Origin of the sequence: Janthinobacterium sp. 61 (assembly GCF_002846335.1) — a bacterium.
Taxonomy (GTDB): Bacteria; Pseudomonadota; Gammaproteobacteria; order Burkholderiales; family Burkholderiaceae_D; genus Janthinobacterium.
Genome location: NZ_PJMQ01000001.1, coordinates 5,677,442 through 5,692,528, shown reverse-complemented (window position 1 = coordinate 5,692,528; position 15,087 = coordinate 5,677,442). Strand labels below are relative to the sequence as shown.

Annotated in this window: 14 protein-coding genes; 11 read left to right on the top strand and 3 right to left on the bottom strand. The window is 64.6% G+C overall.

The window, feature by feature from the left end:
• The 3 genes from CLU92_RS25785 to CLU92_RS25775 form a co-directional block, all read right to left on the bottom strand.
• Nucleotides 1-1,635, bottom strand: coding sequence for an ExeA family protein (locus CLU92_RS25785; protein ID WP_101484179.1), 1,635 nt, complete (start codon nt 1,633-1,635; stop codon nt 1-3).
• A gap of 51 nt (nt 1,636-1,686) precedes the next feature.
• Nucleotides 1,687-2,211, bottom strand: coding sequence for a hypothetical protein (locus tag CLU92_RS25780; protein WP_101484178.1), 525 nt, complete (start codon nt 2,209-2,211; stop codon nt 1,687-1,689).
• Nucleotides 2,212-2,441: 230 nt separating this feature from the next.
• Complete coding sequence (locus tag CLU92_RS25775; protein WP_034759823.1) at nt 2,442-2,729, bottom strand: hypothetical protein; 288 nt, start codon at nt 2,727-2,729, stop codon at nt 2,442-2,444.
• 347 nt (nt 2,730-3,076) lie between these two features.
• On the opposite strand from CLU92_RS25775, the gene CLU92_RS25770 reads away from it, so the two are divergent.
• The 11 genes from CLU92_RS25770 to CLU92_RS25720 all read left to right on the top strand — a co-directional run bounded on the left by CLU92_RS25770 (nt 3,077) and on the right by CLU92_RS25720 (nt 14,993).
• On the top strand, nt 3,077-3,949 hold the full coding sequence (locus CLU92_RS25770; protein ID WP_101484177.1) for a BadF/BadG/BcrA/BcrD ATPase family protein: 873 nt from the start codon (nt 3,077-3,079) through the stop codon (nt 3,947-3,949).
• A gap of 2 nt (nt 3,950-3,951) precedes the next feature.
• A complete protein-coding gene (locus CLU92_RS25765; RefSeq protein ID WP_099374772.1) occupies nt 3,952-4,686 on the top strand; it encodes a GntR family transcriptional regulator in 735 nt (244 codons plus the stop codon).
• Nucleotides 4,683-5,795: an N-acetylglucosamine-6-phosphate deacetylase gene (nagA, locus tag CLU92_RS25760; RefSeq protein WP_101484176.1), complete on the top strand. Its 1,113-nt coding sequence runs from the start codon at nt 4,683-4,685 to the stop codon at nt 5,793-5,795. Before CLU92_RS25765 ends, nagA begins: the two co-directional genes overlap by 4 nt.
• Nucleotides 5,785-6,798, top strand: coding sequence for an SIS domain-containing protein (locus CLU92_RS25755; protein WP_101484175.1), 1,014 nt, complete (start codon nt 5,785-5,787; stop codon nt 6,796-6,798). Before nagA ends, CLU92_RS25755 begins: the two co-directional genes overlap by 11 nt.
• 143 nt (nt 6,799-6,941) lie before the next feature.
• On the top strand, nt 6,942-8,201 hold the full coding sequence (locus tag CLU92_RS25750) for an ABC transporter substrate-binding protein (protein WP_101484174.1): 1,260 nt from the start codon (nt 6,942-6,944) through the stop codon (nt 8,199-8,201).
• Between the two features lie 7 nt (nt 8,202-8,208).
• The gene (locus tag CLU92_RS25745) at nt 8,209-9,078 is read left to right on the top strand and encodes a carbohydrate ABC transporter permease (RefSeq protein WP_101484173.1); all 870 of its coding nucleotides are present in this window, start codon (nt 8,209-8,211) and stop codon (nt 9,076-9,078) included.
• Between the two features lie 12 nt (nt 9,079-9,090).
• Complete coding sequence (locus tag CLU92_RS25740) at nt 9,091-9,927, top strand: carbohydrate ABC transporter permease (protein ID WP_101484895.1); 837 nt, start codon at nt 9,091-9,093, stop codon at nt 9,925-9,927.
• Entirely contained in the window at nt 9,924-10,952 is a 1,029-nt protein-coding gene (locus tag CLU92_RS25735) for a glycoside hydrolase family 3 N-terminal domain-containing protein (RefSeq protein WP_101484172.1), read from the top strand. Before CLU92_RS25740 ends, CLU92_RS25735 begins: the two co-directional genes overlap by 4 nt.
• A gap of 58 nt (nt 10,953-11,010) precedes the next feature.
• On the top strand, nt 11,011-12,357 hold the full coding sequence (locus CLU92_RS25730; protein WP_101484171.1) for an MFS transporter: 1,347 nt from the start codon (nt 11,011-11,013) through the stop codon (nt 12,355-12,357).
• Nucleotides 12,358-12,371: 14 nt separating this feature from the next.
• Nucleotides 12,372-13,505: an ABC transporter ATP-binding protein gene (locus CLU92_RS25725; protein ID WP_101484170.1), complete on the top strand. Its 1,134-nt coding sequence runs from the start codon at nt 12,372-12,374 to the stop codon at nt 13,503-13,505.
• A gap of 171 nt (nt 13,506-13,676) precedes the next feature.
• The gene (locus CLU92_RS25720; protein ID WP_101484169.1) at nt 13,677-14,993 is read left to right on the top strand and encodes a hypothetical protein; all 1,317 of its coding nucleotides are present in this window, start codon (nt 13,677-13,679) and stop codon (nt 14,991-14,993) included.
• The last annotated feature ends 94 nt before the right edge of the window (nt 14,994-15,087 follow it).

Genomic DNA, 15,087 nt, shown 5'->3' with positions numbered 1-15,087 from the left:
TTATTTCCCCGCCACCATCGCCGTCGCAGCGGGTGCTGCCACGGCAGAAGCTGCGCTGCTCAGGCGCGGCTCCGCATTGTCACCCAGTTGCATCAGGCGTATATACGTTTTCGGACCCGCCAGGCCATCGGCCCGCAGGTTCTGGCTCTGCTGGAAAGCACGCAGCTGGCCTTGCATTTCGGCATCGAGCGGCAGGTTGGCGGCCGGTGCCGGCAAACCCCGCTGTTGCGCCAGGCGCTGCGCCAGCCAGTCCACGTCGGCGCCACGCCCCCCCAGCGGCACTTCGTCGCGCCAATTGCGTGGGGCGCGCCAGAAGGTAGTGAAACTGCCATCGCTGCGCTGCGCCAGCTGGGCCAGGGGCAGGCCTTGCTGTTTGCCATCGAGCATCAGCGTGGCGGTCTCGCCCTGCAGCCGGGTCAGCAGCGCCAGCTTTTCAACTCCTTGCCCATCGCGCAAGGCCAGCATGGCTGGACGGTCCAGCACACGCAGTTCGGCGATGCCGCCCCGGCTGTGCAGGCAGCGCAGTCCGGCGCGCGCACCCGCCTGGCAAGCATCGCCGGCCGGCAACTGCTCGCCCCACAGGGCGGCCAGCTGGCGCAGCACGGCGTTACGGTCTGGCACGCTGGCCGGCGCGGGCGCGGATGCGGCGACAGCCGCCACGGCGGATGCGGCCGGCTGCGAGGCGGCCACGGCAGATACAGCGGGCACAGAGGAAGGGCGCGGCATGAACTGCCAGGCCAGCGCGGCCGTCACCACGGCGCCGGCCAGCACGCCGCCAGCCACATGTGGCCAGCGCAAGCCCCGTCCGGCCGCCGGCCTACCCTCTTCCGCAAACACTTCCTCGGCGGCACGGCGCAATATCTGGCGCGTCACCTGCGGCTGGTTTTCCACGTAGGCGCCCAGCAGCGCGCGGTCGCACAGCAGGTTGATGCGGCGCGGCACGCCGTGGCTCATGGCATGGATCTGCGCCATCAAACGTGGGGCGAACGGCGTCTGCGCCGTGCTGCCGGCCACGGCCAGGCGGTGGCGGATATAGCTGGCCGTTTCCTCGGCTGTCAGCGAACCCAGGTGATAACGGGCAATGACGCGCTGCGCCAGCTGTTCCAGCTCGGGACGGGCCAGCATGACGCGCAATTCCGGCTGGCCGATGAGTATGATCTGCAGCAGCTTGCGCTCGCTCGTCTCCAGGTTCGTCAGCAAACGCAATTGTTCGAGCACGGCGGCGGAGAGGTTTTGCGCTTCGTCGATGATCAGCACATTGTTCTTGCCCTGCGCATGGCTGGCCAGCAGGTGCGCATTGATGGCGTCGACATAGCCTTTCACGCTGGCCACACCGGGCGCCAAGGCGATGCGGAATTCCTCGCAGATCGACAGCAGCAATTCTTCGACGGACAGTTTCGGATTGAAAATGTAGGCGAGCTGGCAATTTTCCGGAATCTGCTCCATGAAACAACGGCACACGGTAGTCTTGCCGGCGCCGATTTCTCCCGTCAGCAGCACGAAGCCGCCGCCGCTGCCCACGCCATACAGCAGGTGCGCCAGTGCTTCGCGGTGACGTTCGCTCATGAACAGGTAGCGGGGATCGGGGGCGATCGAGAACGGCGATTGCTTGAGCTGGAAATAATGCGTGTACATGGAGACCCTGCGGATGAAACAATCAAAATGCGCGGCGGCAAGCCGGTACCCTCATCGGGTGCGGGCGGGCGGCAACGGTTTGTATTTGGCGCAATACACTTTCGCCTTGCTACGGAAGTAGACGATTTTACTGCCGGGCACGGAACCACGGACAGGAAAGGCGGAATTGTCGAGTTTATTGAAACGCAGACCAGAGGCGCTGCGGATGGCCGGTTCCAGCTTTTCCGGCGTCGAATCGGCCACCACGCCCATGAAGACAAGGGGGCTGGTGTCGTCGCTGACGATCACGTCGGTAATGCTCGCGCCCCACAAGGTGGCGTCCGTGCGGAACCAGTAGGCGCCGCCTTCATGCTTGTAGGCAGGACCGAAAGCCGTCAGCAAATAGGCATAGAAGGCCTTGTTGTCGATCTGGTCGATGCACAGCACGGCATTGCCCACCACTTGCCCGAAGGTGGACGGCGGCGCCTTTTGCTGCGCCAGCACGCCGGACACGGGAACACCGAAGGCCAGCAGGGCGAACGCCGCCAGCACGGCCGGCGCACGCCACGGGCGCGTCAATGAACGGCGCACGCGCATGATCAGCGCTTGCGCTCTTCTTTCTTGACCTTCTTGGCTTCCTTCTTTTCCTTCATGCTCTTGGCCGGTTCCTTCTTGGCTTCTTTCTTGCTGTCCTGTGCCTTGCTCATCATCTACTCCATACTTGGGCGGAAATGCCTGGGCCATTATGACACTCCCCCATGAAAATGCCACCCGAAAAGCAAAACGGCCGCACAAGGCGGCCGTTCCAGTCACGCGGGCATCTCAGCCTAGTGCAGGCACAGGCGGCGGCGCGTCTTCTCGATCAACGCCGCATCGTAGGGATACAGGTTCTCGATAAAGAACAATTCCGTTTCCGCCTCGTCTTCCAGGCACATTTCGATCATGACCGGGCCATCGCTTTCGCGGCCCAGGAAATCCTTCGGCCAGCGGTTCTTGCGGTGCGTGCGCATCATTTCCATGCCCAGCGCGGCCAGCGGCGCCGACACGCCGGCGGCAAGCGCCTCTTGCTGCCAGTCGTCCCAGTACTCGCTCTTTGCTGCCTTGTCGTTCATCATGCTCTTCCAACTCAGGTGTAAAAGGCGGACTTTACTCTTCATGGCGCGCCTTGCCAAGCATGCATACAAGCAATAGCGCAACACCAGACATAGACCACTCGGTAAAAATTGGCATTGAACAAGGCCAATTTCAATACCATTCACGATACACAAAAAACCCTTTACTAACAGTAACTTGCAATAGCCGCCTCGGGTACGGTGCGGCATCGCGCAAGGCATTTATTAATACCACTTAAATACCTGTTGACAAGCCATCGAGGCGACAATATAGTGCCTTCAGCTTTTTCTCCGCCCGACAAATAAAAAAACGAGACAGGCGCAATCAACCACATGCGGGGCTGCACAACATGATCGAATACATAATCGGCGTCGACGGCGGGGGCAGCGGCACCCGCGTACGCCTGGCGCGCCTTGATAACCAGGAACTGGCACAGGGACAAAGCGGCCCATCCGGCCTGGGACTGGGCATCGAACGGGCCTGGACGTCCGTGGCGCATGCCGTCACGCTGGCCTTCCGCGCCGCCGGCCTGGAACAGCCGTCCCTGCAGCGCATGGCTATCGGCCTCGGCCTGGCCGGCGTGCACAACAAACAGTGGGCTGCCAGCTTTGTCGAACACAATCCCGGCTATGCCGCCGTCGCACTGGAATCGGATGCCCTGACCACCCTGCTGGGCGCCCACGCGGGCCAGCCGGGCGTCATCGTTGCCATCGGCACCGGCAGCGTGGGCGAAGTGCTGCACGCCGATGGCAGCCGTCACGAAGTGGGCGGCTGGGGTTTTCCTTCCGGCGACGAAGCAGGTGGCGCCTGGATCGGCATGCGCGCCGTCAACCACGCGCAGCAGGTGGTCGATGGGCGCGTACCCGGCAGCACCTTCGCCACGGCCATCATCGACGCCTGCGGCGGCCAGCGCGACGCCATGCAGGTGTGGCTGGCCGCCGCCAGCCAGACCACTTTCGCGCAACTGGCGCGGCTGGTACTCGAGCACGCGGCCAGCAATGCCGTGGCACATGGCATCCTGAACGAAGCGGGCCGGCAGATCGCCCTCATCGCCAGGGCGCTGGACCCAGCCGGCACCTTGCCCGTGGCCCTGTGCGGCGGCCTGGCGGCGCCCTTGTCAAGCTACCTGCCGGCGGCACTGTTGCAACTGGTCGTGCCGGCACAGGGCGACTCGGCCGCAGGCGGCCTGCGCCTGATACGCAAGCACTTGCAGGAGCAATGACCATGCTGGCCAAACTGTCCGCCTTCAAACCCAATCCCGCCAGCGACACGCCGCTCTACATGCAGCTGGCGAACATGCTGTCGGACGGTATCGCCAGCGGCGACTGGCGCGCCAACCAGGCCTTGCCCTCGGAGCGCGTGCTGTCGGAGATCCTGGAAATCTCGCGCGTGACGGCGCGCAAGGCCATCGACATGCTGTGCGACCGGGGCATGCTGACGCGCAAGCGCGGCTCGGGCACCTACATCACGCCCAAGCTGGAACAGCCGCTGTCGCGCCTGACGAGCTTTTCGGAAGAATTGCGCCAGCGGGGCTTTACGGCCGGTTCGCGCTGGCTGCAGCGCGATATCGGCGCGGCCGCGCCGCTGGAACTGCTGTCGCTGGGCCTGTCGCCGCACATGCCGGTGGCGCGTTTGCGCCGCCTGCGCACGGCCGATGAAGTGGTGATGGCGATCGAAACGACCACCATCCCCGCGCTGTACATGCCGGACCCGCAACAGGTGACCGATTCGCTGTACGGCTACCTGGAGTCGCGCGGCACCATCCCGATGCGCGCGCTGCAGCATATCCGCGCCGTCAACGCCACGGCGGAACAGGCCAAGCTGGCCAATATCAAGACGGGTGAAGCCATGCTGCACATCACCCGTGTCAGTTATCTCGACAACGGCGCAGCGGTGGAACTGACCCACTCGTATTGCCGCAGTGATTATTATGAATTCGTAGCGGAGTCGCGCAGATGAGCAGCACTATCAAAGGCAATATCCTTACCCCCGGCGGCTGGATCCACGGCGCCATCGCCTTCGGCGAACGCGTCGACAGCATCACGGGCGATTCCCTCCACCCGTCGAGCAATAGCGACGATTACATCCTGCCCGGCTTCATCGACCTGCATGTGCATGGCGGCGCCGGCAAGGACATCATGGAAGGCGGCGAAGCCGTCTACACCATCGCCGCCATCCATGCGCGCCACGGCACTACCAGCCTGCTGGCCACCACCATGACGGCGCCACCGGAAGATATCGACATGGCCTTGACGGCCATCGGCATCGCAGCCAACAACCGCCGCCCGAACACGGCGCGCGTGCTGGGCGCCCACCTGGAGGGCCCATACATCAATTCGGGCAAGCTCGGGGCGCAGCCCAACTACGCGCGCGCCGCCACGCTGGCCGAAATCGAACGCCTGCAAACCCTGGCCAAACTGCGCGTCATCACCGTGGCGCCGGAAATCGCCGGTCACCTGGACCTGGTGCGCGCCCTGGCTGACGCCGGCGTGCGCGTGCAGATCGGCCACACGCTCGGTTCCTATGAAGATGGCGTGGCAGCGCTGGAGCATGGCGCCATGGGCTTCACGCACCTGTTCAACGCCATGAGCGGCCTGCATCACCGCGAGCCGGGCATGGTCGGCGCCGCACTGGCGCACGCCGAATACGCCGAACTGATCCCCGACCTGCTGCACGTGCATCCGGGCGCCATCAAGGTGGCCCTGCGCGCCATTCCGCGCCTGTACTGCGTCACCGATTCGACCGCCGCCACCGGCATGCCGGACGGCGAATATATGCTGGGCCGCCACGCCGTGCAGAAATGCATGGGCGGCGTGCGCCTGCCCGACGGCACCCTGGCGGGCAGCACCCTGACCCTGGACCAGGCGCTGCGCAATCTGGTGGGACTGGGACTGGACCTGGCCGACGCGTCCAAGCGCGTGTCGACCAACGCCGCCGATTACCTGGGCCTGGAAGAACGCGGCCGGCTGGCCCCCGGCACTTACGCCGATCTGGTGGTACTCGATCGCGATCTCAAACTCAAAGCTGTGTATATAGAAGGAGAAATCTGTGACCTCAATGATGCTTAAAGAAGCCATTTCCGCCGCCGAATGCGTCGCCCTGCAACTGGACAGCGACACGGAACGCTACGCGGAACTGGGCCGCAAATTGAGGAGCACCTCGTTCTCGACCGCGCTGACCATCGCGCGCGGCAGCTCGGACCACGCCTGCAACTACGTCGCCTACCTGATCATGGCACGCCTGGGCCGTGTCGTCGCGTCGCTGCCGATGTCGCTGGTGACCCTGAACAAGTCGCCGCTGGTGACGCGGGATACTTTGGCCATTTCGATCTCGCAATCGGGCCAGAGTCCCGACGTGGTCGAGCCGATCCGCTACTTCCGCGACGGTGGCGCCACCACCGTGGCCCTCGTCAACGATATCGAGTCGCCGCTGGCGCACGCCGCCGAGTGGGCCATGCCCCTGCGCGCGGGCAAGGAACAAAGCGTCGCCGCGACGAAAAGCTTCATCACCAGCCTGGTCGCCGGCGCGCGCATGGTGGCACAGTGGCAGAACGACCCCGAGCTGCAGGCAGGCCTGGAAGCGCTGCCCGAAGCGCTGCTTGAAGCGACCCGCGTGGACTGGTCGCCCGCCATCGACGTGCTGGCCCCGGCCCGCAACATCATGGTCGTGGGGCGCGGCATCAGCTTCCCCGTGGCGCTGGAAGCAGCACTGAAATTCAAGGAAACATCGGCCCTGCAGGCGGAAGCCTTCAGCGGCGCAGAAATCAAGCATGGCCCGATGGCCCTGATCGAAGACGGCTACCCACTGCTGATTTTTGCCACCCGCGGCCCGACCCAGGCCGGCCTGCTGCAGTTGGCCACGGAAATGCGCGGCCGCGGCGCCAAGGTCTTGCTGGCGGCCCCCGCCGATGTGGCCGAACGCGACCTGACCCTACCCGTGGCCGCCACGCCGGATCTCGATCCGATCGTCGCCATCCAGTCCTTCTACGTGATGGCGGCCAAGTTGTCGGCGGCGCGCGGCATGGACCCGGATGCGCCGCGCCACCTGAGCAAGGTCACCAAGACCAACTAAGCAGTATGTAAGCAGTATCCGGCAGCTGCGCCCCCGGCACGGGGCGCGACTGCCGGCAGCAGTACCCGAATATAAGAGACGGCAAGGGCATGTACCCGCGCCGCGGACTCATGGACATTGGAGCGCCACGCTCCAGGATAAAAATGACGATCAAGAGACTGTTGGCAGTGTTTGCCTGCGCGGGCCTGCTCGCGCCACAGGCATGGGCTGCCGAGAAAATCGAATTCTGGACCTTCAGCATGAAGCCCAAGTTCACGCCGTATTTCAATGCGGTGGTGGCGCGCTATGAGGCGCAGAATCCCGATGTCAAGATCGAATGGATCGACTTCCCGTGGGACGTCATCCAGACCAAGCTGGTCACGCGCATCGTGGCCGGCACGCCGCCCGCGCTGGTCAGCCTGAACGTGCCCTGGGCCGATGAATATGCGCGCGACGGCTTGCTCACGCCCGTCGATGGCCTGATCGCGGAGGCGCGCGCCAGCTACATTCCCAGCGCCCTGGACGACTTGCGCTTCAAGGGCCGCACTTACGGCTTCCCCATGTACAGCAATGTCGCGGTGATCGCCTTCAATACCGCCATTTTCAGGCAGGCGGGCCTCACGCGCGGCCCCGCCAGCCTCGACGAACAGCTGGCGTTCGCGCGCCAGATCGCGCAACGCACGGGCAAGGCCGGCATCGCCCCTGCCCTGTCGAAGATCGACGGCCTGTTCATGCAGCAGGGCCTGGCCGTCATTACCGACAACCGCGCCGTCTTCAATTCGCCGCAGCACGTGGCGCTGGTGCAGAAACTGGCCGACACGTACAAAGTCGGCGGCCTGCTGAAAGAGAGCCTGTTCGCCGAAGATAACTTCCCGGCCGTGATCGACGCCTACAAGGGCGGCCGCCTGGGCATGCTGCTGGCGCCGCCGACGGCCATGCAGCGCATCCGCGGCGATGCGAAAGACATCTACGCCATCACCGACGTGGCGCCAGCGCCGCTGGGCCCCACCGGCATTGCCGACGGCGGCTGGCTGGTGCACTTCGCGATTCCGAAAGGCGTACCGGCGCGCCTGCTGCCCTCGGTGGGCAAGTTCGCCCGCTTCCTGACGAACGACGACAACCAGCTGGCCTTCGCGCGCCAGGCCAGCGTTTTCCCCACCACCGTCAAGGCGGCGGCCGACCCGTTTTTCCTCGCCACGCCGAAGAACGCAGGCGCCGCCGAGAAGGCGGTGACCGCTGGCGCCCTGTCGATGGGCCACTCGCGCACCCTGTACGTGGCCGGCATCGACGACTACGACGAACTGCGCCGCTCGCTGGTGAAAGCCGTCGAGGCGGGCGTGACGGGCAAGCAGGATGTCAAGCAGGCGCTGGACCAGGCCGTCGCCATCTGGAACCGCAAGCTGGCCACCCTGCCGCGCCACTGAGGACACCATGAAACTCGCCCATCGCCACACCCTGCAAGCCTGGCTATTCCTCGCCCCGGCACTGCTGCTGCTGGCCGCCTTTTCCTTCTGGCCTGTCGGCTACGGCTCCGTACTGGCGTTCACCGATTACAGCCTGATACGCGAAACGCGCTTCGTCGGCCTCGATAATTTCCGCTACATCTTCAACAACGAGATGTTCGTCTCTGGCCTGAAAAACTCGCTGCTGTTCCTGCTGATGGTGCCCTTCGTGCAGGTGGGCGCCATCACCCTGGCCGTGCTGGTGAACAACCGCCTGCCCGGCATCCGTTTGTTCCGCGCCGCCTTCTACGTGCCCGTGGTGACCACCGTTTCCGTGGTCGGCATCATGTGGGGCTTCATGTTCCACGAACAGGGCGCGCTCAATTACGTGATGATGACCCTGAAACTCGTGAACGCCCCCGTGGGCTGGCTGACGAACGACAGCCTGGCCCTGTTTGCCGTCATGTTCGTCACCCTGTGGCGCGGCCTGGGCTGGTACATGGTGATGTACCTGGCGGCGCTGCAAGCTATCCCGTCGGACATGCAGGAAGCGGCCATGCTCGATGGCGCGAACCGCTGGCAGCGCTTCTGGAAGATCACCGTACCGATGCTGCGCCCGACCATCATGCTGTGCTCCATCCTGTCCGTGCTGGCGGCCCTGAAGGCCTACCAGGAAGTCGACGTGCTGACCCAGGGCGGGCCGATGAATTCCACCTTCACGGCGCTGTACTACGCCTACGACCAGGGCCTCAAACACTTGAAACTGCCACGCGCGCTGGCCGCCAGTTTCGTCGTCTCGCTGTTCTGCATAGCCATCGCCCTGCTTTGCCTGCGCTATTTGAAACCCAAGCACCGCTGACAGGCAATGACCATGACAACCCGTTCCCGCCCCCTGAAAACGCGCCTGCAAATGCTGGGCCACTATGCCGTGCTGTGCGCGATCGCCGTCGTCTGCGTCTTCCCGTTCTGGTGGACCCTGGTGACAGCCATTTCCACGGAGGGCAATATCTTCGCCTTCCCGCCCACCTTCTGGCCAAAGGCGCCGTCCTTCGACAACTTCATCGAAGTGTTCCAGGCCATCCCCATCTGGTCGTTTTTCAAGAACTCGGTGCTGATCGCCGTATTCACCGTGTTCTGGAAACTGCTGCTGTGCTCTTTGGCCGCGTATCCGCTGGCGCGCCTGAAATTTCGTGGCCGCAAGCTGGTGTTCGGCCTGATCCTTGCCACCCTGGTGCTGCCGTCGGAAGTCAATTTCCTCGTCAACTTCATCACTATCACGCAAATGAGCCTGGTCGACACCTACACGGGCGTGATCCTGCCCAACGTGGTGACGGCCGTGGCCATTTTGCTGCTCAAGCAAGCGTTCGAGGAAGTGCCGCAAGACCTGATCGACGCGGCGCGGGTCGATGGCGCCAGCGAGTGGGTGATCTTCAGCCGCATCATGCTGCCCCTGATTACGCCATGGCTGGCCACCGTCGGCATCCTGACGGCCGTCGAATCGTGGAATGAGTATATCTGGCCCTCCATCGTCATGAGTAAGCCCGATGAATTCCCCCTCTCGGTGGGCGTGCTATATTTGCGCGGCACCTTCGGCAGCAGCACCCGCGTGATCGCCGCCGGCACCCTGATCACCATCGTGCCGACCCTGCTCGCCTTTCTGTTTACCCAGCGCTTCTTCATGCGCGGCATGGACGGCGCGGTCAAATGAGCGCCACCATCGCCACCGACCTGCGCCGCCTCGCCGGGCAGCTGCTGATGACGGGCATGCCCGGTACCGAACTCGATGCGGCAGGCGCGCAATGGCTGCAGGACAACGGCGTGCGCGCCGTGTGCCTGCGCGCGGCCAATCTGCGCGATGCGGCGCAGCTGGCCCGCTTGAGCACGGACTTGCGGCGCGCCCTGGGTCCACAGGTCCTGATCGCCATCGACCCGGCCGGCATCCCCCCGGCATACCCGGCCTGGCTGCCGCAGCCACCGGGCGCCATGGACCTGTGCGCCCATGGTGACGCGGAGCTGGCCAACGGCACGGGCGCGGCGACGGCGCGCGGCTTGCGCGCACTGGGTATCAACTGGCTGCTGGCCCCCCTGATCAATCTTGTCACCGGTGCCGGACAGGCGCCTGGCGCGGCGCAGGCCTTTGGGGGCGATCCGGAACAAGCCGCCGCCATGGCGCAAGCCTGGACGGCGGGCTGCCAGGCCGAGGGCGTGGCGTGCTGCGCGCGGCTGTACCTGCCGCAGCACGGCGCCGGCGGCCAGCTCCCCAGCGTCGGCAAGACCCGCTCTCAACTGGAAGAACACGATTTCGTGCCGTTTCGCCAGGCCGCCACGCAGACGGCCTCGATGATGAGCGCGCACGTGGTGTATCCAGCCCTCGACGCACACCAGCCCGCCAGCCTGTCGCACGCGGTGATGCATGGCTTGCTGCGCCAGCAGTGGGGCTACGGCGGCGTGCTGCTCACGCCCGGCATCGACGCGCAGGGCGGGCATGTCGGCGCGCGCGCCCTGGCCGCCGGCGCCGACATGGCCCTGCTGGCCGATGCCACGCAGCTGCCGGCCGCACTGGACGACGTCAGCGCCGCGCTGGCGTCGGGCGCCTTGCCGCTGCAGGCCGTGGGAACGCGGCTGCAGCGCCTGGCGGCCACGGCCGCACGCTACCCGGCCGGCGCCGGCGTGTACGCGCAGGAGGCGGCTGACCGCATCATCATGGCAGAGGCCAGGCGGCGCTGCCAGTGACCGCCGCCTTCGCACCGAACGCAATACCCGACTTTCAAGACGACCCGAGGAAGCATCCATGAACGAGAAAAGCATCAGCAGCAACAGTAGCAAGGGCGGCGTCCGCAGCCCGATTTCCTGGGTGCCCACCTTGTACTTCGCCCAGGGCTTGCCGTTCTACGCCGTGGCCCTGGTGGCCGGCCTGATGTTCAAGAGCATGGGCGTGCCGAACGACCAGATCGCCCGCTGGACGGGCCTGATCGGCTTTGCCTGGGTCTTCAAGTCGCTGTGGAGCCCTTTCCTGGAGCTGGCATCGAGCAAGAAGACGATGGTGGTGCTGTTCCAGTTCCTTGGCGGCCTGAGCCTGGGCCTGATCGCACTGGCGCTGCAAACGCCGCTGTGGTTTGCCGCCTGCATCGCCGTGCTGTTCGTCGCCGCGCTGGCGTCGTCCACGCACGACATCGTCTGCGACGGCCTGTATATCGCCAGCCTGTCGGACAAGCAGCAGGCGGCCTACGCGGGCTGGCAAGGCGCCTTTTTCAACGCCGGCAAATTCATCTCGCTGGGCGGCCTGGTGATCCTGGCCGGCTACCTGGAGAAAAAAATCGGCATCAAGCCCGCCTGGTCGGTCATCTTCCTGATCATCGGCGCCATGATGCTGTCGCTGGCCACGTATCACCTGTGGGCCCTGCCGCAGGTGCGCAACTCGGCCGTGGCCGACAAGAGCGTGGCCGGCATCAGCCGCACCTTGTGGGACGTGCTGGTGGACTTCCTGAAAAAGCCCGGCATCTGGGGCATGATAGCCTTCATCATCCTGTTTCGCGCCGGCGAGGCGCAAGTGCAGACCATCGGCCCTCTGTTCCTGCGCGAAGCGCGCGAACTGGGCGGCCTGGGCCTGTCGACGACGGAAGTGGGCGCAGTATACGGCACGGCCGGCACCGTCGCCTTTTTGCTGGGCAGCATAGGCGGCGGCTACTTCACTTCGTGGCTGGGCCTGAAACGCGCCATGTTCTTCCTGATCCTGGCCATGAACTTGCCGAACCTGGTGTTCTATTACCTGAGCCACAGCATGCCCACCGACCTGACCCTGATCACGGCCGCGCTCAGCGTGGAAATGTTCGGCTATGGCTTCGGCTTCGTCGGCCTGATCCTGTTCATGATGCAGGTGGTTTCCGTCGGCAAATACCAGACGGCCCACTATGCGTTCGCCACAGGGGTGATGCAGCTGGGTTTCGTGCTGTTCAAGATGATCAGCGGCGACATCCAGACGGCGCTCGGCTACAAGACCTTTTTCCTGTGGGTGCTGGTGTCGGCCCTGCCCGTCCTGATCCTGTCGCGCTTCATGCGCATCGGCGCCAAGGCCGATGCCGGCAAACCCGACCTGAACAAGGCCGATTCCCCCCAGGCGCCAGCCAGCGCCAACTAGGACAGAACCACCACATGGCACATATCGTCTTAAAGAATATCGTCAAGCTGTACGACGACAAGCATCCCGTCATCCACGGTATCGACCTCGCTATCGGCGACGGCGAATTCATCGTCTTCGTGGGGCCTTCAGGTTGCGGCAAATCAACCCTGCTGCGCATGATCGCCGGGCTGGAAGACATCACGGACGGCGAGCTGCACATCGACGGCCGGCTGGCCAACGATATCGCGCCGGCCGAGCGGGGCCTGGCCATGGTCTTCCAGAGCTACGCCCTGTATCCGCACATGACGGTGTTCGAGAACATGGCTTTCGCCCTCTCCCTGGCCGGACATAAAAAGGCCGAGGTGCGCGCCGCCGTCGAGCGCGCGGCCGAGATCCTGCAGATCACGCCTTTGCTCAAGCGCAAACCGAAGGACTTGTCGGGCGGCCAGCGCCAGCGCGTGGCCATCGGCCGCGCCATCGTGCGCAAGCCCAAGGTATTCCTGTTCGACGAACCGCTGTCGAACCTCGACGCCTCGCTGCGCGTGCAGATGCGCGTGGAAATTTCACGCCTGCACCAGGAACTGAAGACCACCATGATCTACGTCACGCACGACCAGGTCGAGGCCATGACCTTGGGCGAGCGCATCGTGGTGTTCAACGGCGGACGCATCGAGCAGGTGGGAAGTCCGCACGAGCTGTACAACCATCCCGGCAACCTGTTCGTGGCCGGCTTCCTGGGCGCGCCGAAGATGAACTTTATCGCCTGCGAGGCCGTCGCGGCGAGCCCCGGCACGGTGGCCGTGCGCCTGCCTGGCGGCGCCGTGGTCGAGGTCGAGGCGCACGGCGACGCCGTGGCGCCGGGCCAGCAGCTGACCCTGGGCGTGCGCGCCGAGCATGTCAGCCTGCGCAAGCATGACGATGCGGACAGCCATGCGGGAAACAACGTGCTCGACGCGGCCGTCAGCCATGTCGAATACCTTGGCGACGTGGCCATCGTTTACGCCAGCATGCCGGGCGTGGCGGAGATGCTGGCCGTCAAGCTGCCGGCCGAGGATGGCTTGCGCCGGGCGGGCGACGCCATGCGCCTGCATCTGCCGCCGCAGCGCTGCCTGCTGTTCGATGCCGCAGGGCAAGCACTGGCGCGCACGTTTGCCGCACCCGCTTAGCCGTTTATGTGACAATAGCCGCTGTTTATCATGCTGCCGCCCTTGGACTTATACGGGCGGAATGGCAGAATGTGTGTTTTTTAAGATTCCCTGCCCCTTTGCGATGCCGCTGCGCGATGCTGCGGCAGCCAGTGCCGGTGCGTATTTTTGTTATTGATTGAAGGATTGACCATGTCCCAATTCCGTCTTGCCCGTCTCAGCCTGATCCTGGCCGCCATCGGCCTGAACGTCCTGCCAGCCCTGTCGCACGCGCAGGATGCCAAGCCAGCCGCTGCCGCCGGTGCGCCCGCCGCCGCCCCTGCCGACACGGTGCGTCCTGAAGTGTTCAAACTGCTCGATCCAACCGCAGTGAAGACCTCGATGGACGCAAAAAACTACGCCGACGTGCAAAGCCGCATCGACCAGGTAGCGGCCATTCCCGCCCTGACGCCCTACGAATTGTTCGTACTGAACCGCCTGCGCGTGGCGCTGGCGTCGACCACCAACAATGCGGCTATGGCCATGACGGCGCTGGAAGCAGTGATCGAATCGGGCAAGCTGGACAAGAAAGCCCAGGGCGACTTCATCCAGGCACTGGCCAACTACCACTACAACGCCAAGGATTACCCGAACGCCATCAAATGGTTCACCCGTTACCAGACGGAAACAGGCGACGTGAGCAGCGTGCGTCCCTACATCATCCGCGCCTATTACTTCAGCAACGATTTCGCGCGCGCGAAACAGGAACTGATGGCCGACCTGACGGCCAAGCAGCAAGCAGGCAAGACGCCGACCCTCGAGGAACTGCAATTGCTGGCCAATACGGGCTCGAAGAGCAAGGATCCGGCCACCTACCTGGTCGCCATGGAAAACCTCGTGCGCTACTACCCGTCGGACGACTACTGGACCGACCTGCTGGGCCGTCTGCAGGGCAAGGCCGGCTATTCGGACCGCTTCGCGCTGGACGTGCTGCGCCTGCAATTCAAGGCCGTAGGCACCATGCCGCCACAGGATTACAGCGACATGGCTGAAATCGCCTTGCAGAACGCCTTCCCGACGGAAGCGAAAAAAGTCCTCGACGCGGGCTTTGCAAAGGGCGTGCTGGGCACGGGTGCGAATGCCGCCAAGCACAAGAAACTGCGCGACCAGGCCAACAAGGCGGCCGCCGACGATGCGAAAAGCATCGCCAGCGGCGAAGCTTCGGCCATGAAGAGCAAGGATGGCACGGGCTTGATCAACCTGGGCTACGCCTTCGTGACGATGGACCAGTTCGACAAAGGTATCGACCTGATCCAGAAGGGCATCGCCAAGGGCGGCTTGAAGCGTCCAGAAGACGCCAAACTGCGCCTAGGCTATTCCTACGCCATGGCCGGCAAGAAAGACGACGCCATCAAGGTCCTGGAAACGGTCAAGGGCAGCGACGGCGTGGGCGACCTGGCCCGCTACTGGATCCTGTGGCTGAACCGTCCTGCCACGGCAGCGGCGGCGCCGGCAGCAGCGGCACAGTAATTCCTCCCTCTCAAGCATGCGCAAAGCGGTTCCCGGCTCAGGCCGGGGCTGCTTTTTTTTCGACCTTGCCTCCGTCCAGCAAACGGTGGGCATC